The following is an 18,560-nucleotide window of genomic DNA, read 5'->3' as shown; positions in this document are numbered from 1 at the left end:
GATAAATCATGTCATCATTGCATATTTCGCAAGGTACGTTTCGTCTTGGCGATACCCGAACGCTGACGCTGCCAGATTTAACACTCCATGCGGGTGAAAGCTGGGCATTTGTGGGCACCAACGGAAGCGGCAAGTCCGCGCTGGCCCGGGCGCTGGCCGGAGAGCTCACCCTGCTTAAAGGCGAACGCCAGAGCCATTTTACGCGTACGACGCGCCTGTCGTTTGAACAGCTGCAGAAGCTGGTGAGCGATGAATGGCAGCGTAACAACACGGACCTCCTCAGCCCGGGCGAAGAAGACACGGGCCGCACAACGGCAGAAATTATTCAGGATGAAGTCAACAATCCTGCCCGTTGTCAGCAGCTGGCGGAGCAGTTTGGCATCACCGCCCTTCTCAACCGCCGCTTCAAATACCTTTCTACCGGCGAGACGCGTAAAACGCTGCTCTGCCAGGCGCTGATGAGTGAACCTGAGCTGTTAATCCTGGATGAGCCGTTCGACGGTCTGGACGTGCAGTCCCGCGCCCAGCTGGCGGACCTGCTGGCCTCGCTTAACCAGCAGGGCTATACCCTTGTGCTGGTGCTTAACCGTTTTGATGAAATCCCGGATTTTGTGCAGAACGTCGGGGTGCTGGCTGACTGCAGCCTTACCGAAACCGGCGAAAAATCGGTACTGCTGAAGCAGGCGTTGATTGCCCAACTGGCGCACAGCGAAAAGCTCGACGGCATTACCCTGCCCGAACCCGACGCCCCTTCGGTACGTCTCGCTTTAGATCCCAATCAGCCGCGGATTGTGCTGCGTAACGGGGTGGTCTCTTATGACGATCGTCCGATCCTGAATCATCTCAGCTGGACGGTTAATCCGGGCGAACACTGGCAGATTGTCGGTCCCAACGGCGCGGGGAAATCGACGCTGCTGAGTCTGATCACCGGCGATCACCCGCAGGGCTACAGCAACGATCTGACCCTGTTTGGCCGCCGTCGCGGAAGCGGTGAAACCATCTGGGATATCAAAAAGCATATCGGCTATGTCAGCAGCAGCCTGCATCTGGATTACCGGGTCAGCACCACCGTACGCAATGTGATCCTCTCCGGGTACTTTGATTCCATCGGTATTTATCAGGCGGTATCGGACAAACAGCACAAGCTGGCCCAGCAGTGGCTGGATATTCTGGGGATGGACAACCGGGTCGCTGACGCGCCGTTTCACAGTCTGTCCTGGGGGCAGCAGCGTCTGGTATTGATCGTCCGTGCGCTGGTGAAACACCCGACTCTGCTGATCCTCGATGAGCCGCTTCAGGGGCTGGATCCGCTGAACCGCCAGCTGATCCGTCGCTTTGTGGATGTGCTGATTGGCGAAGGTGAGACCCAGTTACTGTTTGTCTCACATCATGCTGAAGACGCACCGGCCTGCATCACGCACCGTCTGGAGTTTATCCCGGACGGTGAGCACTATCGTTACCTGCTGAGCAAAATCGATTAACTTCCGGAGGGCACCGCCCTCCGCTTTTCAGATAACCTGCAGTGATACTTCTTTATCTCTTTGATCTACAATGCGACTGGATCAAAAAAAAGCGGGTTTGAAAAACAGTGTAAACGATTCCACTAATTTATCCCATGTCACACTTTTCACGTCTCTGTTATGCTATGGTTATTACATACCATAAGCCTAATGGAGCGAAATATGCGAGTTCTGGTAACAGGTGGTAGCGGTTACATAGGAAGTCATACCTGTGTGCAACTGCTGCAAAACGGTCATGATGTCATCATCCTCGACAACCTGTGCAATAGTAAGCGCAGCGTGCTGCCTGTGATTGAACGTCTTGGCGGAAAACAGCCGACTTTCGTCGAAGGTGACATCCGCAATGAAGCGTTGATGACCGAGATCCTCCACGACCATGCCATTGAAACGGTGATCCACTTCGCTGGCCTGAAAGCGGTCGGTGAGTCGGTCGCGAAGCCGCTTGAGTATTACGACAACAACGTCAACGGTACCCTGCGTCTTATCTCCGCCATGCGCGCGGCGAACGTCAAAAACTTCATCTTTAGCTCATCCGCCACCGTCTACGGCGACCAGCCCAAAATTCCTTACGTTGAAAGCTTCCCCACCGGTACGCCACAAAGCCCGTACGGCAAAAGCAAACTGATGGTGGAACAGATCCTGACCGACCTGCAAAAAGCACAGCCGGAGTGGAGCATCGCCCTGCTGCGCTACTTCAACCCGGTCGGCGCCCATCCGTCAGGCGATATGGGTGAAGATCCGCAGGGTATTCCAAATAACCTGATGCCGTATATCGCACAGGTGGCGGTGGGCCGCCGCGAGTCGCTGGCGGTGTTCGGCAATGACTACCCAACCGAAGATGGCACCGGCGTGCGTGATTACATCCACGTTATGGATCTGGCCGACGGCCACGTGGCAGCAATGCAGCAGTTGGCCGACAAACCGGGCGTGCATATTTACAACCTCGGCGCCGGTATTGGCAGCAGCGTGCTGGATGTGGTTAACGCCTTCAGCAAAGCCTGCGGTAAGCCGGTCAACTATCACTTCGCCCCCCGCCGCGAAGGAGACCTCCCGGCATACTGGGCTGATGCAACCAAAGCCGATAAAGAGCTTAACTGGCGTGTTACCCGCACGCTGGATGAAATGGCACAGGATACCTGGCACTGGCAGTCTCGCCACCCACAAGGTTATCCGGACTAAGGATCCGTCATGACTTCATTCAATCCCGTCGATCATCCGCATCGTCGTTTTAACCCGCTTAGCGGGCAATGGATTTTGGTGTCTCCGCATCGCGCCAAGCGCCCCTGGCAGGGGGCGCAAGAGACGCCTGCAAAACAGACGCTGCCACAGCACGACCCGGACTGCTTCCTGTGTCCGGGCAACACCCGCGTAACGGGAGATAAAAACCCGGACTACAAAGGCACCTTCGTTTTCACCAACGATTTTGCCGCGCTCATGACCGACACGCCGGACGCGCCGCAGAGCGATGATCCGCTGATGCGTTGTGAAAGCGCCCGGGGAACCAGCCGCGTGATCTGCTTCTCGCCCGATCACAGCAAAACGCTACCGGAGCTTAGCGTTGATGCGTTGAAAGAGGTGGTGAGCACCTGGCAGGCACAAACTGCGGAGCTGGGCCAGACTTATCCGTGGGTGCAGGTATTCGAAAATAAAGGCGCCGCGATGGGCTGCTCTAACCCGCATCCACACGGGCAGATCTGGGCGAACAGTTTCCTGCCCAACGAAGCCGAACGAGAAGATCGCCTGCAAAAAGCCTATTACGCGGAAAACGGCTCCCCGATGCTGGTGGACTACACCCGGCGTGAACTGGCCGAAGGTAGCCGTACTGTGGTCGAAACGGAACACTGGCTGGCCGTTGTACCGTACTGGGCGGCGTGGCCCTTTGAAACGCTGCTGCTGCCTAAAGCACATGTTCAGCGCATTACGGATCTCAGCGACGCACAGCGTGACGATCTTGCGCTGGCGCTCAAAAAGCTGACCAGCCGTTACGACAATCTGTTCCAGTGCTCCTTCCCGTACTCAATGGGCTGGCACGGCGCACCGTTTAACGGCGAAGAGAATCAACACTGGCAGTTGCATGCCCATTTCTATCCGCCGCTGCTGCGTTCTGCGACGGTGCGTAAATTTATGGTGGGCTATGAAATGCTGGCGGAAACCCAGCGTGACCTGACGGCAGAACAGGCCGCAGAACGCCTGCGTGCCGTTAGCGATGTCCATTATCGCGAATCAGGAGTCTAATAAATGAGTCTGAAAGATAAAACACAATCCCTGTTTGCTGAAAAATTTGGCTACCCTGCCACCCACGTTATCCAGGCACCTGGCCGCGTAAACCTGATTGGTGAACACACCGACTACAACGACGGTTTTGTTCTGCCCTGTGCCATTGATTACCAGACGGTGATCGCCTGCGCAAAGCGCGATGACCACAAAGTGCGCGTGATTGCGGCGGATTACGGTAATGAGATGGACGAGTTTTCCCTCGATGCCCCGATTGTTATCCACGACAGCCAGCAGTGGTCCAACTATGTGCGCGGCGTGGTGAAACATCTGCAAAAGCGTAACAAGAATTTTGGCGGTGCAGATCTCGTCATCAGCGGCAACGTGCCACAAGGGGCCGGTTTAAGCTCGTCGGCATCCCTGGAAGTGGCGGTGGGAACCGTTTTCCAGCAGCTGTACCATCTGCCGCTGGACGGGGCGCAAATCGCACTGAACGGCCAGGAAGCGGAGAATCAGTTTGTGGGCTGCAACTGCGGCATCATGGACCAGCTTATCTCCGCGCTGGGCAAAAAAGAGCATGCGTTACTGATTGACTGCCGAACGCTTGGAACCAAAGCCGTTCCCCTGCCAAAGGGTGCCGCGGTCGTGATTATCAACAGCAACTTTAAACGTACGCTGGTGGGCAGCGAGTACAACACCCGCCGCGAGCAGTGCGAAACCGGCGCACGCTTCTTTCAGCAGCCGGCCCTGCGCGACGTGACGCTTGATGAATTCAACAAAGTGGCGCACGAGTTGGATCCGGTAGTGGCAAAACGCGTTCGTCATGTGCTGACCGAAAACGCCCGAACCGTTGAAGCCGCTTCCGCGCTGGCAAAAGGAGACCTGAAACGTATGGGGGAACTGATGGCAGAGTCCCACGCCTCCATGCGCGATGACTTCGAAATCACCGTTCCGCAAATCGACACCCTGGTGGAGATTGTCAAAGCGGTCATCGGCGATAAAGGCGGTGTACGCATGACGGGCGGTGGTTTTGGTGGCTGCATCGTCGCTCTGGTGCCGGAAGATCTCGTCCCGGCCGTCCAGTCGGCGGTGGAGACACAGTACGAAGCCAAAACGGGCATTAAAGAAACGTTCTATGTTTGTAAAGCATCACAAGGAGCCGGACAGTGCTAAACGAAACGCCAACCCTCGCACCGGATGGTCTGCCGTATCGCCTGTTAACCCTGCGCAACAGCGCGGGGATGGTTGTTACGCTCATGGACTGGGGTGCCACCCTGCTTTCCGCCCGCGTACCAATGCCAGACGGCAGCGTGCGCGAAACCCTTCTCGGCTGCGCGTCGCCTGAGCAGTATATCAACCAGGCCGCCTATCTTGGCGCGTCCGTCGGGCGCTATGCGAACCGCATTGCGAAAAGCCGTTTTGAGCTCGACGGTGTTCGCTACACGTTGCTGCCAAGCCAGGGTGAGAACCAGCTGCATGGTGGACCGGAAGGATTTGACAAACGCCGCTGGAAAATTGTCCAGCAAAACGACCGGGAAGTGCTGTTTTCACTTGACTCGCTGGATGGCGACCAGGGATTCCCGGGTAACCTTACCGCGTTTGCACGCTTTACGCTGACCGACGACAACCGTATCGCCATTGAATACCGTGCGACGGTCGATAAGCCGTGTCCGGTCAACCTGACCAACCACGCCTACTTCAATCTGGACGGTAACCAGTGCGATGTGCGTAACCATAAGCTGCAGATCCTTGCGGATGCCTATTTGCCGGTGGACGAGATGGGCATTCCGTATCAGGGGCTGAAGCCCGTGGAAGGTACCAGCTTTGACTTCCGCAACGCAAAATCTATCGCCCAGGATTTCCTGAGCGATGACGATCAGCGCAAGGTGAAAGGTTACGACCACGCGTTCCTGCTGCAGGCACAAGGCGATGTGAAACAGCCTGCTGCACAGGTCTGGTCTGCGGATGAAAAACTGCAGATGACGGTCTACACCAGCGCCCCTGCCCTGCAATTCTACTCAGGTAACTATCTTGGCGGGACAACCGCACGAGAGCACGGCGAGTACAGCGACTGGCAAGGTCTGGCGCTGGAAAGCGAGTTCCTGCCGGACAGCCCGAACCATCCCGAATGGCCACAGCCGGACTGTGTGTTGCGCCCGGGTGAAGAGTACGTCAGCGTCACCGAGTATCATTTTACTCCGCACGGTTAACCTCCGGCCGCAACATCGTCAGCCCTCCCCTGGAGGGCTTTTTTCTGCACTCCTTGCTGAAAATAGCGCCAATCGCAGACAAAATCATAACCCTGGATTCACAAGCACCTTACACTCAGAGACTATTTTCGCTATGGTTAGGGTTAAGCGTTGCTGCTGGCACGGCCACGGCAATATAATGAGAATTGTTATCATTCTAAAAATGCTTGAGGAGTAAGAGATGGCTATTACTAAGCTGGTTCTGGTGCGCCACGGCGAAAGCCAGTGGAACAACGAAAACCGCTTCACCGGTTGGTACGACGTTGATCTGTCTGAGAAAGGCGTAAGCGAAGCAAAAGCAGCAGGTAAACTGCTGAAAGAAGAAGGCTTCAGCTTTGATTTTGCTTACACCTCTGTGCTGAAACGTGCCATCCACACCCTGTGGAACGTGCTGGACGAGCTGGATCAGGCCTGGCTGCCGGTTGAGAAATCCTGGAAACTGAACGAGCGTCACTACGGTGCGCTGCAGGGTCTGAACAAAGCCGAAACCGCTGAGAAGTACGGTGACGAGCAGGTTAAACAGTGGCGTCGCGGCTTCGCGGTAACCCCACCAGAGCTGACCAAAGATGACGAGCGCTATCCGGGCCACGACCCGCGTTACGCGAAACTGACCGACGCTGAGCTGCCAACCACCGAGAGCCTGGCGCTGACCATTGACCGCGTTGTTCCTTACTGGAACGAAACCATTCTGCCACGCCTGAAAAGCGGTGAGCGCGTGATCATCGCCGCTCACGGTAACTCCCTGCGCGCGCTGGTGAAATACCTGGACAACATGGGTGAAGACGAGATCCTCGAACTGAACATCCCGACTGGCGTACCGCTGGTGTATGAGTTCGACGAAAACTTCAAGCCAATCAAACACTACTATCTGGGTAACGCGGATGAGATCGCAGCGAAAGCCGCGGCTGTTGCGAACCAGGGTAAAGCGAAGTAATTTTCGCCGGACATAAAAAAAGCGCGGAGCCTTCCGCGCTTTTTTATTTGTGCCGGAAGAATCAACCGCGACGGGCTTTTACCGCATTCGCCAGCTGACGCAGGATGGCGTCGGTATCTTCCCAGCCAATGCAGGCATCCGTCACGCTCTTGCCATAGACCAGCGGCTCGCTGCCTTCGAGGTTCTGGTTACCCTCAACCAGATGGCTTTCAATCATCACCCCTATCACCGCTTTCTCGCCGCCAGCAATCTGCTGACAAACATCTGCGCCGACTTCCATCTGCTTTTTAAACTGCTTGCTGGAGTTGGCGTGGCTGAAGTCGATCATCACCTGAGGCGGCAGCCCCGCTTTTTCCAGCCCGACCTTCACTTCCGCGACATGTTTTGCGCTGTAGTTAGGCTCTTTACCGCCGCGCAGAATGATATGGCAGTCACCGTTACCGCTGGTGTTAACAATGGCAGAGTGACCCCATTTGGTCACGGACAGGAAGCAGTGTGGTGCCCCTGCCGCATTGATGGCGTCAATAGCGACTTTGATGGTGCCATCGGTACCGTTTTTAAAACCCACCGGGCAAGAGAGGCCGGACGCCAGTTCACGGTGAACCTGAGATTCAGTGGTACGCGCGCCAATGGCGCCCCAGCTCATCAGGTCTGCCAGATATTGTGGCGTAATCATATCCAGGAACTCACCGGCGGCTGGCAGGCCACTGTCGTTAATCTCCAGCAAAAGCTTGCGCGCAATACGCAGGCCGTCGTTAATCTGGAAGCTGTTGTCCATATGCGGATCGTTAATCAGCCCTTTCCAGCCAACGGTGGTGCGCGGCTTTTCAAAGTACACGCGCATCACAATTTCCAGCTCATCTTTAAGCTCTTCGCGCAGCTTAAGCAGTCTCGCGGCATACTCTTTTGCCGCGGCAGGATCGTGGATTGAGCACGGGCCAATCACCACCAGAAGACGATCGTCATTACCTTTCAGGATCTTATGGATCGCTTTACGAGCATGAGAAACCGTGTTTGCGGCATTTTCAGTGGCGGGGAATTTCTCAAGGAGTGCTACAGGAGGTAATAACTCATTGATCTCTTTAATGCGTAAATCGTCGTTCTGATAATTCATCTTCTTTCCAGCTCTGCCATATCTTTAGTAATGAAAGCAATCCTTTCAATCTATCTTGTCGACCAGGAAGTGTAAACACGGTTTTACACTTCACGCAGATAATTCCTGGAATTCGCCTAAAAATCGCCACAAAATAGCGAAAAACGAGATCTAACCTAAGCTTTTTAACTGTAACAACCATTTTTGCTTTATTAAACGCGATTCCCTACTGACGTAAGTCCGTCTGGCGGGATCTTTCGCCTCTGAAAAAGATGCACTGTTGGAGAATGTTATCCAGCGTAACGACAAGAACAGGAGCACCATGATGAAAATGACGAAACTGGCAACTCTCTTCCTGACGGCAACCCTTACCCTGGCAAGCGGCAGCGTCCTTGCGGCTGAAACGAGCTCATCGGGTAACGGCGATGCTAACGCGGCTGCGTCAGCAGGCCAGGTGGCCCCTGATGCCAAACAGAATGTCGCCCCGAACAATGTCGATAACAGCCAAATTAATAACGGGAACACGAATACCGGCGGCACGATGCTGCACCCTGATGGTACCGACTCCGGCACCATGAATCATGACAATATGAGCAAGGATGAGGTTCACAAAAACACAATGTGTAAAGACGGCCGTTGCCCGGACGCGAATGACAAAGTGGGCGATGATGCCAATACCAAAACGGATGGTACAACCCAGTAACCGGTTATTGATTTAACTGCGAAAGGAGAGCTCAGGCTCTCCTTTCTTTTTGAGTAACTTATTAAAAACGCTACACTAATAACAATAACGAATCAGGAAAGATAACATGGCTCACACACATTCCCACGCCTCCAGCGACGACAACGCTAAACGCCTGCTGCTGGCCTTCGGCGTTACCGCCACCTTCATGATTATTGAGGTGATCGGTGGTTTGATCTCCGGCTCCCTGGCGCTGCTGGCTGACGCCGGACATATGCTTACCGATGCAGCAGCGCTGCTTTTTGCCCTCCTGGCCGTACAGTTTGCCCGTCGTCCTCCTAATGCACGCCATACGTTCGGCTGGCTGAGGCTGACGACGCTTGCCGCGTTTGTTAATGCGATTGCGCTGGTGGTCATTACCCTTCTTATCGTCTGGGAGGCCATTCAGCGCTTCAGACACCCTCAGCCGGTCGCCGGGATGACAATGATGGCGATCGCCGTGGCGGGGCTGCTTGCCAATCTTCTGGCCTTCTGGATTTTGCATCGCGGCAGTGGTGAAAAGAACCTTAACGTACGCGCCGCGGCTCTGCATGTGATGGGAGATTTACTGGGCTCGGTGGGAGCCATAGTTGCCGCACTGGTGATCCTCTACACCGGCTGGACGCCTGTCGACCCTATTCTTTCTGTACTGGTCTCGTGTCTGGTGTTACGCAGCGCCTGGCGGCTATTGAAGGAGAGCGTCAATGAGTTGCTGGAGGGGGCCCCCGCCTCTGTGGATATCGCCGAGTTAAAGCGTAATCTGCATCGTTCAGTTCCTGAAGTACGTAACGTCCACCACGTGCATGTCTGGCTGGTGGGCGAGAAACCGGTTATGACGTTGCACGTCCAGGTGATCCCGCCGCACGACCACGATGCGCTGCTCGAACGCATCCAGCACTTTCTTGAACATCACTATGAAATTGGTCACGCGACCATCCAGATGGAGTACCAGCCCTGTAACGGGCCGGATTGCCACCTGAATGAGGCGCAGTCCGACCATTCACATCATCATCACCATTAATTGGAGAGCGCGTGAGAGCCTCGCTCACGCGCGCTGTTAATCCACATCCGGCTTCCGTTCAGGGCAATGAAGGTCAACAGCAGATATTCAAGTGACATCGCATAGACGCCCTGCAGGGCGAAAATCACCACGCTGATGACATTGATGATGACCCACAGCAGCCAGTTCTCAACGTATTTACGGGTCATCAGGATCATCGCCGCAATGGACAGCACCATCATGCAGGAATCCCAGAACGGGAAAGCATCCGGCTGAAGCACAGGCATTGTCACCTGTAACCCGATGCCGGACATGGCCGCCACAGCAATGCGGGTCAGGAAAGCAAATACCGGGTTGATGTAGACCGTCATTAAACCAATGGCGACCACACACGCGACAAACCAGGCGATGGCTTTCGGCAAGGGTAACCAGCGGATCTGCAGCTCGGCCTCCTGCTGGCTGTTCTGCCGCGACCACGCGTACCACCCGTAGATATTGGCCGCAAAAAAGAACAGCTGCAAAAGCAAGCTTGCGTAGAGCTGGATCTGGAAGAAGATAATCGCAAACAGCGTAACGTTAATGAGCCCGAACGCGTAATTGCTTATCTTCTCCAGGCTTGCGAGCCAGATACAGAGTAATCCCGCCAGCGTGCCAACGGCCTCAATCCATGACAGGTCATAGCCACCTGCACCAATCGGTATATGAACCAGAATGTTTTGTGTGCTAAAAAAATCCATCTTTTCCCCGGGACGTAGTGAATTAAGTACGTAGTGTAGCCGCAAAATCCAGCATGCGGTTAAGTGGAACTAACGCGCCTTCACGCAGAGCGGCATCCACATGGATTTCATGCGCCGCACCGCCGGTTTCTAACCCTTCGGCAATCGCTTTCAGGCCGTTCATCGCCATCCACGGACAGTGCGCACAGCTGCGGCACGTGGCCCCCTCGCCTGCGGTTGGCGCTTCGAGGAGCTCTTTCTCCGGCACGGCCTGCTGCATCTTGTAGAAGATACCGCGATCGGTCGCCACGATAAGCTGCTTATGCGGCAACGTTCTGGCAGCATTAATAAGCTGGCTGGTTGAACCCACGGCATCGGCCATGTCGACAATCGACTGCGGTGATTCAGGATGAACAAGAATAGCGGCGTCAGGGTAAAGCGCCTTCATGCGGGCCAGTGCCTGCGTCTTGAACTCGTCATGAACGATGCAGGCGCCCTGCCAGCAGAGCACGTCTGCCCCGGTCTGCTTCTGGACGTAGCTTCCCAGATGGCGGTCGGGTGCCCAGATAATTTTCTCACCCAGGCTGTCCAGGTGCTCAATCAGTTCAACGGCGATGCTCGACGTAACAACCCAGTCTGCGCGCGCTTTCACTGCTGCCGACGTATTAGCGTACACCACCACGGTCCGGTCAGGATGGGCATCGCAGAAGGCCGAGAATTCGTCAATCGGACAGCCGAGATCCAGTGAACACTCCGCGTTCAGCGTTGGCATCAGGATGGTTTTTTCAGGGCTAAGGATTTTTGCCGTTTCCCCCATAAAACGCACCCCCGCAACCAGGAGCGTGGAAGCAGGATGTTTTGCACCAAAGCGCGCCATCTCCAGAGAGTCAGAAATACAGCCTCCGGTCTCTTCCGCCAGCTGCTGGATTTCCGGGTCGGTGTAGTAATGTGCCACCATCACGGCATCTCGCTCTTTGAGAAGACGCTTGATTTTCTCACGGTAGAACTGCTTTTCATCCATGTTCAGCGGAACAGGCTTCGGCGGGAAGGGATAGATTGCGGCTTCAGGATCAAACATCACGCTCATTATGGCTTCTCGTTTTACTGGCTTAACAATATTGCCTTTCTTTTGCCTGACATAGCAAAACGCAGGGCAATTGTGTTTTGTATACTAAACAAGATAGCGAATCTGGAGTGAAAAGTCACCGGGAATAGATGTGCGGAGCATTTGTTGTATTGCAGATAGCAAAAAAGCGCCTTTAGGGCGCTTTTTAACATTGGTGGGTCGTGCAGGATTCGAACCTGCGACCAATTGATTAAAAGTCAACTGCTCTACCAACTGAGCTAACGACCCCTTGCGGGATTTTTCTTCGAAGTGGTGGGTCGTGCAGGATTCGAACCTGCGACCAATTGATTAAAAGTCAACTGCTCTACCAACTGAGCTAACGACCCATTCGGGTGCTGACTTCGAAGATTTTACTCGGTTCCACGTTTGAAGTGGTGGGTCGTGCAGGATTCGAACCTGCGACCAATTGATTAAAAGTCAACTGCTCTACCAACTGAGCTAACGACCCGAGTGGTGGGTGATGACGGGCTCGAACCGCCGACCCCCTCCGTGTAAAGGAGATGCTCTACCAACTGAGCTAATCACCCACTCTGTACTGCCGGAACTGCTTTAAGTGGTGGGTCGTGCAGGATTCGAACCTGCGACCAATTGATTAAAAGTCAACTGCTCTACCAACTGAGCTAACGACCCACTTTTACGCTGCTTTCACGTTGTTTGATATCCCGTGGCAACGGCGGCATATATTACTGATTTAAGAATTCTGCGCAACAAAAATTTCGATGAAGATCACTTAACTGCTTAGTAATCATGCTGCACGACCAGAAATAACGCGATTTCTGGTCATGCGATAATCATCCCATCGAACTCAGACGTTTTTGCGCCTGTTTGGCCCCTTCCGTGCCCGGGAATTTTGCAACCACCTGCTGATAAACCGCTTTGGCTTTCGCAGTGTCACCTTTGTCCTGCATGATCACGCCGACCTTAAACATCGCATCAGGCGCTTTTGGCGATTTCGGGTAATTTTTCACCACAGAAGCGAAATAAAACGCCGCATCGTCTTTTTTACCCTTGTTGTAATTCAACTGACCCAGCCAGTAATTTGCGTTTGGCTGGTAAGTGGAATCCGGGTACTTCTTAACGAAGTTCTGAAACGCAACGATAGCATCATCCTGGCGCGATTTATCCTGTACCAGTGCAATGGCCGCGTTGTAATCCGTATTCGCGTCACCGCTCTGCACAGGCGCCCCTGTCGCAGCAGAGGCATCGGCTGAAGGCGCTGGCGCGTCTGTGGCCGCTCCGCTTTGATCGCCCGCTGCTGGTTGCGCTGCTGCCCCCCCGCTGCTCAGGCTATCAATCTGCAGCAAGATCTGCTTTTGACGTTCCACAACCTGGTTAAGCTGATACTGGCTCTCCTGAATCTGACCACGGAGGGAGTCGATATCAGTTTGGTTATCGGAAAGTTGTTGCTGGAGTTGGGTTAAAAGCTGACTGTGAGCGTTAGAGATACGCTCGAGTTGAGTGACCCGGTCTTCCACCGAGCCTGAGCCGACACTACTGATTGGTGCCTGAGCAAAAGCGGCCCAGGGGGCCGCTATTCCAACCAGTAACGACAGACTCAACAGATGATGTCTGAAGTTACTGCTCATGCAATTCTCTTAGTAAACCAGTACGGCACGACGGTTTTTGGCGTACGCCGCTTCGTCATGACCCAGTACTGCAGGTTTTTCTTTACCGTAAGAAACGATGGAGATCTGGTCAGCAGAAACGCCTTTACCCTGCAGGTACATTTTAACAGCGTTAGCACGACGTTCACCCAGGGAGATGTTGTACTCTGGTGTACCACGTTCGTCCGCGTGACCTTCTACGGTGACTTTGTAAGACGGGTTGCTACGCAGGAAGTTAGCGTGAGCATCCAGCATCGCAGCGAAGTCAGAACGGATGTCGTATTTATCCAGATCGAAGTAAACGATGTTGTTCTGCTGCAGCTGCTGCATCTGAAGACGCGCTTGCTCTTCAGAGGACATGTTGCCATTGCCGTTCGCGTCCATACCGGTGCCGGCACCCATCATGCCTTCGCCGCTCTGGTCATTGCTGGCGTTCTTGTTAGAAGAACACGCTGCGATTGCCATTACAGGCAGAGCGATCATCAGCCCCTTCAGCACTTTGTTCAGTTGCATTTCTATGATTCCTTTAGTAATCAATTAATTATTATTTACAGATACGGCGACCAGGCAGGGGATTTTACCTGTCCATCAGTTGCCGGAATACGCGCTTTGAAACGCCCATCTGTAGAAACCAGATTCAGCACAGATCCCATCCCCTGAGAAGAGCTGTAGATTACCATAGTGCCGTTAGGTGCCAGACTTGGCGTTTCATCCAGGAACGTTGACGACAGAACTTGGACGCCACCCGCTACCAGATCTTGTTTGGCAATGTGCTGCTGCCCACCGTTGGAGCTGACCATTACCATAAATTTACCGTCGCTGCTCACATCTGCGTTCTGGTTCTGAGAGCCTTCCCAGGTGATACGCTGCGGAGCACCGCCGTTGATGTTCACTTTATAGATTTGCGGACGGCCTGCCTGGTCAGAGGTAAACGCCAGGTTCTGGCTGTCCGGGAACCATGATGGTTCCGTGTTGTTGCTGCGACCATCCGTCACCTGACGGATCTGACCAGAACCAATGTCCATCACGTACAGGTTCAGGCTACCGGTTTTTGACAGCGCAAAGGCCAGCTTAGAGCCGTCCGGCGAGAACGAAGGCGCACCGTTGTGACGCGGGAACGACGCCACCTGACGAACAGCACCGTTAGCCAGCGTCTGGATAACCAGCGCAGAACGACCGCTTTCGAAGGTCACGTAGGCCAGTTTAGATCCGTCCGGAGACCAGGCTGGAGACATCAGTGGCTGAGAAGAGCGTTTCACCAGGAACTGGTTGTAACCGTCGTAGTCAGAGACGCGCAGCTCATACGGGAACTGGCCGCCGTTGGTCTGTACCACATAGGCGATACGGGTACGGAACGCACCTTTAATACCGGTCAGTTTTTCGAATACCGCATCGCTGGCAGCGTGAGCCGCATAGCGCAGGTACTGTTTAGTGACCTTATAAGAGTTCTGAGCCAGAACGGTACCCGGTGCACCACCGGTATCCACCAGCTGCCAGGCCACGTTGTAAGAGCCGTCCGGGTTAGGGGTAACCTGACCCACAACCACGGCATCAATGCCCAGTGCAGACCACGCGGCAGGTTGAACTTCCTGCGCGCTACCCGGCTGCTGAGGCAGACGAGAACGATCTAACGGGTTGAATTTACCGCTGTTACGCAGGTCAGCTGCCACGATGCCACCGGCATCTTCAGGCGCCGCACCAGGGCCAGCCCACTGGAATGGAACTACACCGATTGGGCGTGCCGAGTCCACCCCCTGGGTGATCTCGATACGTACTTCTGCGTGCAGTACAGCTGCCCACAGCATTAAGAAACTAAATGCTACACGTAATGCCTGCTTCATCATATCTCCCTTATCTGGGTAACCTTACCCACGATAATTTAGCAGAATGTTAACAAACCCAAATAGACAAAACTACTAAACCCTGGTTACGACAATAGACTGTTTTCCATACTTCCGTAAGGAGAGTCGATTACAGCTTAAAGTCCAGTTTGGCATCTTTTATCTTTTCATAAACAGCCTCACTAGGCGGTTTAGGAATGTTCGCCGATCTTGCTGCGGCCAATGCTGCCTGACAAAGCGCAGGATCGCCCCCTTCAGACGTCACATTTTTCAACCGGCCGTCTGGCGCAAGGTTGATATGCAGCACGCACTGTTTACCCTGATAAAGGCCTGCATCAAACAGGCGACTCTGAATAGCCACCTGAATCTGCTTAGCGTAAGCGCTGATATCCGCCCCCGTCGCTCCACCGTTGGCACCCGAAGTACCGCTGTCTTTAGACGGCTGACCACTCCCCTTCGCCCCACCGCCTGTTTTCGGCGCATTCTTACCGGAACTGAGATCGCCCAGCAGATCGTCAACGCCCGCAGCGGCCGCGGCTTTCTCTGCAGCAGCCTTTTTCGCTGCAGCTTTTTCAGCAGCCGCTTTTTTATCGGCAGCAGCCTTCTCAGCTGCAGCTTTTTTGTCGGCAGCCGCTTTCTCGGCGGCAGCTTTCTTCTCCGCAGCCGCTTTTTCAGCAGCAGCGGCTTTCTTCGCAGCCTCGGCAGCCGCTTTCTTCTCGGCTTCCTGAGCCGCTTTTTTCGCAGCTTCGGCTTCCGCTTTCTTCTGAGCATCAGCAGCGGCTTTTTTCGCGGCTTCGGCTTCCGCTTTCTTCTGAGCATCGGCAGCGGCTTTTTTCGCGGCTTCCGCTTCCGCCTTCGTCTGGGCATCAGCGGCGGCTTTCTTCGCGGCTTCGGCTTCCGCTTTCTTCTGGGCGTCGGCAGCGGCTTTCTTCGCCGCTTCTGCCGCTAATTTCGCCTGGGCATCAGCCTGTGCTTTGGCATCCGCTGCGGCTTTCGCTGCCGCCTCTTCCGCCTGCTTTTGCTGTTCCTGGGCTTTCTTCGCGGCCTCTTCGGCTTGCTTCTGCTGTTCTGCCTGCTCTTTCGCGGCTTCCTGCGCCTGCAAACGTTCTTTCTCAAGCTGCTTCAGACGTTCCTGCTCGGCGGCCTGCTTTTCACGCAGTTCCTCCGCTTGCTGTTGCGCCTGTTTTTCTCGCTGCTCTTCAGCCCGTTTTGCACTCGCCTGCTGCTGTTGCTGACGGTTATAGTTCTGCACGACCGCACCGGGATCCACCATGACGGCGTCGATAGAAGAACCGCCACCGCCGCCCGCTGATGCATCAATATGCTCGTCGAACGAACTCCAGATCAGCCCTGCAAAAAGGATCACATGCAGCACTGCGGAGACGATTATCGCTCGCTTAAGCTTGTCGTTCTGTTCGGTTGCCTTTGACACTATCGGTTCCCAAAAACTACGCGGATGATCAAATAGGCTGAGTCATTAAGCCGACAGACTTAACACCCGCACTATGTAGCAAGTTCAGCGCTTTAATAATTTCATCGTAAGGCACGTCTTTCGCACCACCGATTAAGAAGACCGTTTTCGGATTTGACTCCAGGCGTCGTTGCGCTTCAGCAATCACCTGCTCCGGCGGTAGCTGATCCATACGATCTTTCTCTACCACGACGCTGTATTGCCCTACGCCGGAAACCTCAATGATGACCGGAGGATCGTCATTGGTGCTTACCGCCTGTGATTCTGTCGCATCCGGCAGATCAACTTCCACGCTCTGGGTAATGATGGGCGCTGTCGCCATAAAGATCAGCAGCAACACCAGCAGTACGTCCAGCAGCGGAACGATATTGATTTCGGACTTGAGCTCGCGACGACCTCGTCCACGCGATCTGGCCATGGTTTACCCCTTGTTGCTCTCGGTGCTGGTAAACGCCTGACGGTGCAGAATCGCGGTGAACTCTTCCATGAAGTTGTCGTAGTTCAGTTCCAGTTTATTCACGCGCTGGTTCAGACGGTTGTAAGCCATAACCGCCGGGATTGCCGCAAACAGACCGATAGCGGTTGCAATCAGTGCTTCTGCAATACCCGGTGCAACCATCTGCAACGTCGCCTGCTTCACTGCGCCCAGCGCGATAAAGGCGTGCATGATCCCCCACACCGTACCAAACAGGCCGATATACGGGCTGATGGAACCCACCGTTCCCAGGAAGGGAATGTGCGTTTCAAGATTTTCCAGCTCGCGGTTCATGGAGATACGCATCGCACGCGAGGCCCCTTCCACCACCGCTTCAGGTGCATGGCTGTTCGCGCGATGCAGACGGGCAAACTCTTTGAATCCGCTGTAGAAAATTTGTTCGGAGCCAGCGAGACTATCGCGACGACCCTGACTTTCCTGATACAGACGGGACAGTTCGATACCCGACCAGAACTTATCTTCAAACGCTTCCGCTTCACGGCCAGCCGCATTGAGAATACGCGTTCTCTGGATGATGATGGCCCAGGATGCGATTGAAAAACCAATCAAAATCAGCATGATAAGTTTAACCAGAAGGCTTGCCTTCAGGAACAAATCAAGGATATTCATGTCAGTCACTGCTTAAACTCCGCGACAATAGACTTAGGAAGCGCACGAGGCTTCATTATGGTTGGATCAACACAGACAATCAGTACTTCAGCTGAGTTCAGTACGGTGTTCTCTGCATTGACTATCCGCTGCGTGAAAACCAGCGAGGTTCCGCGCATTGATGTAATTTCAGTTTGGACTTCGAGCATATCGTCGAGTCTGGCAGGCGCAAAATACTCAAGCGTCATCTTGCGTACCACAAAGGCAACTCGCTCAGCCAACAGTACCTGTTGACTAAAGTGATGATGGCGCAGCATCTCTGTGCGTGCCCGTTCATAAAAAGCAACGTAGCTGGCGTGGTAAACCACACCACCGGCATCGGTATCTTCGTAATAGACACGAACCGGCCATCGAAACAGCGTTGTATTCACTTTACATCCCGGTAATGCAACAAAAGTTTATGCTTTAAACTTCGCTACTATACGCGCGGGAATGATGGTTTGGAATGGGAGAAAGTAAACGGAGAGTAAATTTTTATGGGCTCGGGTAAGCCCATATGGTTAACGGACATTTCTTATTCAGAAGAAGAAGAAAATCAATCCAGCAAGCAGCACGATATCGGCGATAAGCGGGCAGAAAATGCCCTGCCAGTGAATCGCTTTCGGACGAAAGCCTACGCCGTGGATCACACCTGCGCACACCGCCCACATAATGAGAAAGCCGTGCCAGATCTCAAGCTCGCTGGTCTTCGCTGCAAAACGCGAAGGGTCCCAGAAGATACACCCTGCCAGCAGTAATGCCATCACTAAAGAAAGCGCCCGTAACGGGCGCTTATCCATTACCGCATATAACGTTGCGATAATATTCATTAGTGTTTTTCTTCACCCGCTTTGGTCGCTTCAACGTGCTCAAGCGCCAGGGCAGTGATGACACCAAAAGCACAGGCAAGAAGCGTCCCTAAAATCCATGCGAAATACCACATATTCA

The 18,560-nt window shown here is 54.2% G+C and carries 20 protein-coding genes and 5 tRNA genes; 8 read left to right on the top strand and 17 right to left on the bottom strand.

Going from position 1 to position 18,560, the window contains the following annotated elements:
- Positions 1-8 precede the first annotated feature (8 nt).
- The 6 genes from modF (at position 9) to gpmA (ending at position 6,917) form a co-directional block, all read left to right on the top strand.
- Positions 9-1,481, top strand: a complete 1,473-nt coding sequence (modF, locus tag APU11_RS13735; protein ID WP_058650396.1) for a molybdate ABC transporter ATP-binding protein ModF — start codon at positions 9-11, stop codon at positions 1,479-1,481.
- 201 nt (positions 1,482-1,682) lie between these two features.
- Positions 1,683-2,699: a UDP-glucose 4-epimerase GalE gene (gene galE / locus APU11_RS13730; protein ID WP_023622345.1), complete on the top strand. Its 1,017-nt coding sequence runs from the start codon at positions 1,683-1,685 to the stop codon at positions 2,697-2,699.
- Positions 2,700-2,708: 9 nt separating this feature from the next.
- On the top strand, positions 2,709-3,755 hold the full coding sequence (gene galT, locus APU11_RS13725; protein ID WP_057071726.1) for a galactose-1-phosphate uridylyltransferase: 1,047 nt from the start codon (positions 2,709-2,711) through the stop codon (positions 3,753-3,755).
- Between the two features lie 3 nt (positions 3,756-3,758).
- Positions 3,759-4,907: a galactokinase gene (gene galK / locus APU11_RS13720; protein WP_058650395.1), complete on the top strand. Its 1,149-nt coding sequence runs from the start codon at positions 3,759-3,761 to the stop codon at positions 4,905-4,907.
- Positions 4,901-5,944 carry a galactose-1-epimerase gene (gene galM, locus APU11_RS13715; RefSeq protein ID WP_058650394.1) on the top strand — a complete coding sequence of 348 codons (1,044 nt, stop codon included), beginning with the start codon at positions 4,901-4,903 and terminating at the stop codon, positions 5,942-5,944. Before galK ends, galM begins: the two co-directional genes overlap by 7 nt.
- Positions 5,945-6,164: 220 nt before the next feature.
- Positions 6,165-6,917 carry a 2,3-diphosphoglycerate-dependent phosphoglycerate mutase gene (gene gpmA, locus APU11_RS13710; RefSeq protein WP_008501111.1) on the top strand — a complete coding sequence of 251 codons (753 nt, stop codon included), beginning with the start codon at positions 6,165-6,167 and terminating at the stop codon, positions 6,915-6,917.
- 61 nt (positions 6,918-6,978) lie between these two features.
- Here gpmA and aroG read toward each other — a convergent pair whose 3' ends face one another.
- Positions 6,979-8,031, bottom strand: coding sequence for a 3-deoxy-7-phosphoheptulonate synthase AroG (gene aroG, locus APU11_RS13705; RefSeq protein WP_013097523.1), 1,053 nt, complete (start codon positions 8,029-8,031; stop codon positions 6,979-6,981).
- Positions 8,032-8,335: 304 nt separating this feature from the next.
- Here aroG and APU11_RS13700 point away from each other — a divergent pair, with 304 nt between their 5' ends.
- Together APU11_RS13700 and zitB are read left to right on the top strand one after the other, a co-directional pair.
- Positions 8,336-8,713, top strand: a complete 378-nt coding sequence (locus tag APU11_RS13700; RefSeq protein WP_020685076.1) for a YbgS-like family protein — start codon at positions 8,336-8,338, stop codon at positions 8,711-8,713.
- A 106-nt stretch (positions 8,714-8,819) separates the two neighbouring features.
- Positions 8,820-9,752, top strand: a complete 933-nt coding sequence (gene zitB / locus APU11_RS13695) for a CDF family zinc transporter ZitB (RefSeq protein WP_058650393.1) — start codon at positions 8,820-8,822, stop codon at positions 9,750-9,752.
- On the opposite strand, the gene pnuC is transcribed toward zitB, so the two are convergent.
- The 16 genes from pnuC to cydX form a co-directional block, all read right to left on the bottom strand.
- Positions 9,749-10,468 (bottom strand): nicotinamide riboside transporter PnuC, encoded by a 720-nt coding sequence (pnuC, locus tag APU11_RS13690; RefSeq protein ID WP_058650392.1) that lies wholly within the window; start codon positions 10,466-10,468, stop codon positions 9,749-9,751. The genes zitB and pnuC overlap by 4 nt on opposite strands.
- A gap of 22 nt (positions 10,469-10,490) precedes the next feature.
- Complete coding sequence (gene nadA / locus APU11_RS13685; RefSeq protein WP_058650391.1) at positions 10,491-11,534, bottom strand: quinolinate synthase NadA; 1,044 nt, start codon at positions 11,532-11,534, stop codon at positions 10,491-10,493.
- A 191-nt stretch (positions 11,535-11,725) separates the two neighbouring features.
- Positions 11,726-11,801: transfer RNA gene (locus tag APU11_RS13680), tRNA-Lys, on the bottom strand.
- 22 nt (positions 11,802-11,823) lie between these two features.
- Positions 11,824-11,899: transfer RNA gene (locus APU11_RS13675), tRNA-Lys, on the bottom strand.
- Positions 11,900-11,945: 46 nt separating this feature from the next.
- A tRNA-Lys gene (locus APU11_RS13670) sits at positions 11,946-12,021 on the bottom strand.
- A 3-nt stretch (positions 12,022-12,024) separates the two neighbouring features.
- Positions 12,025-12,100 (bottom strand) — tRNA-Val (locus APU11_RS13665).
- A 27-nt stretch (positions 12,101-12,127) separates the two neighbouring features.
- Positions 12,128-12,203, bottom strand: a tRNA-Lys gene (locus tag APU11_RS13660).
- A gap of 161 nt (positions 12,204-12,364) precedes the next feature.
- Positions 12,365-13,159 (bottom strand): cell division protein CpoB, encoded by a 795-nt coding sequence (gene cpoB / locus APU11_RS13655; RefSeq protein ID WP_013097528.1) that lies wholly within the window; start codon positions 13,157-13,159, stop codon positions 12,365-12,367.
- Between the two features lie 9 nt (positions 13,160-13,168).
- On the bottom strand, positions 13,169-13,690 hold the full coding sequence (gene pal / locus APU11_RS13650; protein ID WP_006177214.1) for a peptidoglycan-associated lipoprotein Pal: 522 nt from the start codon (positions 13,688-13,690) through the stop codon (positions 13,169-13,171).
- Between the two features lie 35 nt (positions 13,691-13,725).
- Positions 13,726-15,018 carry a Tol-Pal system beta propeller repeat protein TolB gene (gene tolB, locus APU11_RS13645; protein ID WP_013097529.1) on the bottom strand — a complete coding sequence of 431 codons (1,293 nt, stop codon included), beginning with the start codon at positions 15,016-15,018 and terminating at the stop codon, positions 13,726-13,728.
- A 130-nt stretch (positions 15,019-15,148) separates the two neighbouring features.
- A complete protein-coding gene (tolA, locus tag APU11_RS13640; RefSeq protein WP_060578531.1) occupies positions 15,149-16,450 on the bottom strand; it encodes a cell envelope integrity protein TolA in 1,302 nt (433 codons plus the stop codon).
- A 28-nt stretch (positions 16,451-16,478) separates the two neighbouring features.
- Positions 16,479-16,907, bottom strand: a complete 429-nt coding sequence (tolR, locus tag APU11_RS13635; protein WP_003858589.1) for a colicin uptake protein TolR — start codon at positions 16,905-16,907, stop codon at positions 16,479-16,481.
- A 3-nt stretch (positions 16,908-16,910) separates the two neighbouring features.
- The gene (gene tolQ / locus APU11_RS13630) at positions 16,911-17,603 is read right to left on the bottom strand and encodes a Tol-Pal system protein TolQ (RefSeq protein WP_013097532.1); all 693 of its coding nucleotides are present in this window, start codon (positions 17,601-17,603) and stop codon (positions 16,911-16,913) included.
- Complete coding sequence (gene ybgC / locus APU11_RS13625; protein WP_003858593.1) at positions 17,600-18,004, bottom strand: tol-pal system-associated acyl-CoA thioesterase; 405 nt, start codon at positions 18,002-18,004, stop codon at positions 17,600-17,602. Before ybgC ends, tolQ begins: the two co-directional genes overlap by 4 nt.
- A gap of 147 nt (positions 18,005-18,151) precedes the next feature.
- Positions 18,152-18,442, bottom strand: a complete 291-nt coding sequence (gene ybgE, locus APU11_RS13620; protein ID WP_038418916.1) for a cyd operon protein YbgE — start codon at positions 18,440-18,442, stop codon at positions 18,152-18,154.
- Positions 18,442-18,555, bottom strand: coding sequence for a cytochrome bd-I oxidase subunit CydX (cydX, locus tag APU11_RS13615; RefSeq protein ID WP_003858598.1), 114 nt, complete (start codon positions 18,553-18,555; stop codon positions 18,442-18,444). Before cydX ends, ybgE begins: the two co-directional genes overlap by 1 nt.
- Between the last annotated feature and the right edge of the window lie 5 nt (positions 18,556-18,560).

The organism is Enterobacter sp. 50793107 (assembly GCF_001463365.1).
GTDB lineage: Bacteria > Pseudomonadota > Gammaproteobacteria > Enterobacterales > Enterobacteriaceae > Enterobacter > Enterobacter cloacae.
The sequence above is the reverse complement of the archived record's forward strand: the minus strand, read 5'-3'. Positions and strand labels throughout refer to the sequence as shown.

Bases quoted from the DNA above. Each gene is read 5' to 3' on its own strand.
- tolB (WP_013097529.1), bottom strand. From the start codon at position 15,018: ATGAAGCAGGCATTACGTGTAGCATTTAGTTTCTTAATGCTGTGGGCA.
- galT (WP_057071726.1), top strand. From the start codon at position 2,709: ATGACTTCATTCAATCCCGTCGATCATCCGCATCGTCGTTTTAACCCG.
- APU11_RS13700 (WP_020685076.1), top strand. From the start codon at position 8,336: ATGAAAATGACGAAACTGGCAACTCTCTTCCTGACGGCAACCCTTACC.
- gpmA (WP_008501111.1), top strand. From the start codon at position 6,165: ATGGCTATTACTAAGCTGGTTCTGGTGCGCCACGGCGAAAGCCAGTGG.
- aroG (WP_013097523.1), bottom strand. From the start codon at position 8,031: ATGAATTATCAGAACGACGATTTACGCATTAAAGAGATCAATGAGTTA.
- galE (WP_023622345.1), top strand. From the start codon at position 1,683: ATGCGAGTTCTGGTAACAGGTGGTAGCGGTTACATAGGAAGTCATACC.
- cpoB (WP_013097528.1), bottom strand. From the start codon at position 13,159: ATGAGCAGTAACTTCAGACATCATCTGTTGAGTCTGTCGTTACTGGTT.
- zitB (WP_058650393.1), top strand. From the start codon at position 8,820: ATGGCTCACACACATTCCCACGCCTCCAGCGACGACAACGCTAAACGC.
- galK (WP_058650395.1), top strand. From the start codon at position 3,759: ATGAGTCTGAAAGATAAAACACAATCCCTGTTTGCTGAAAAATTTGGC.
- pnuC (WP_058650392.1), bottom strand. From the start codon at position 10,468: ATGGATTTTTTTAGCACACAAAACATTCTGGTTCATATACCGATTGGT.
- ybgE (WP_038418916.1), bottom strand. From the start codon at position 18,442: ATGAATATTATCGCAACGTTATATGCGGTAATGGATAAGCGCCCGTTA.
- cydX (WP_003858598.1), bottom strand. From the start codon at position 18,555: ATGTGGTATTTCGCATGGATTTTAGGGACGCTTCTTGCCTGTGCTTTT.
- modF (WP_058650396.1), top strand. From the start codon at position 9: ATGTCATCATTGCATATTTCGCAAGGTACGTTTCGTCTTGGCGATACC.
- nadA (WP_058650391.1), bottom strand. From the start codon at position 11,534: ATGAGCGTGATGTTTGATCCTGAAGCCGCAATCTATCCCTTCCCGCCG.
- tolR (WP_003858589.1), bottom strand. From the start codon at position 16,907: ATGGCCAGATCGCGTGGACGAGGTCGTCGCGAGCTCAAGTCCGAAATC.
- pal (WP_006177214.1), bottom strand. From the start codon at position 13,690: ATGCAACTGAACAAAGTGCTGAAGGGGCTGATGATCGCTCTGCCTGTA.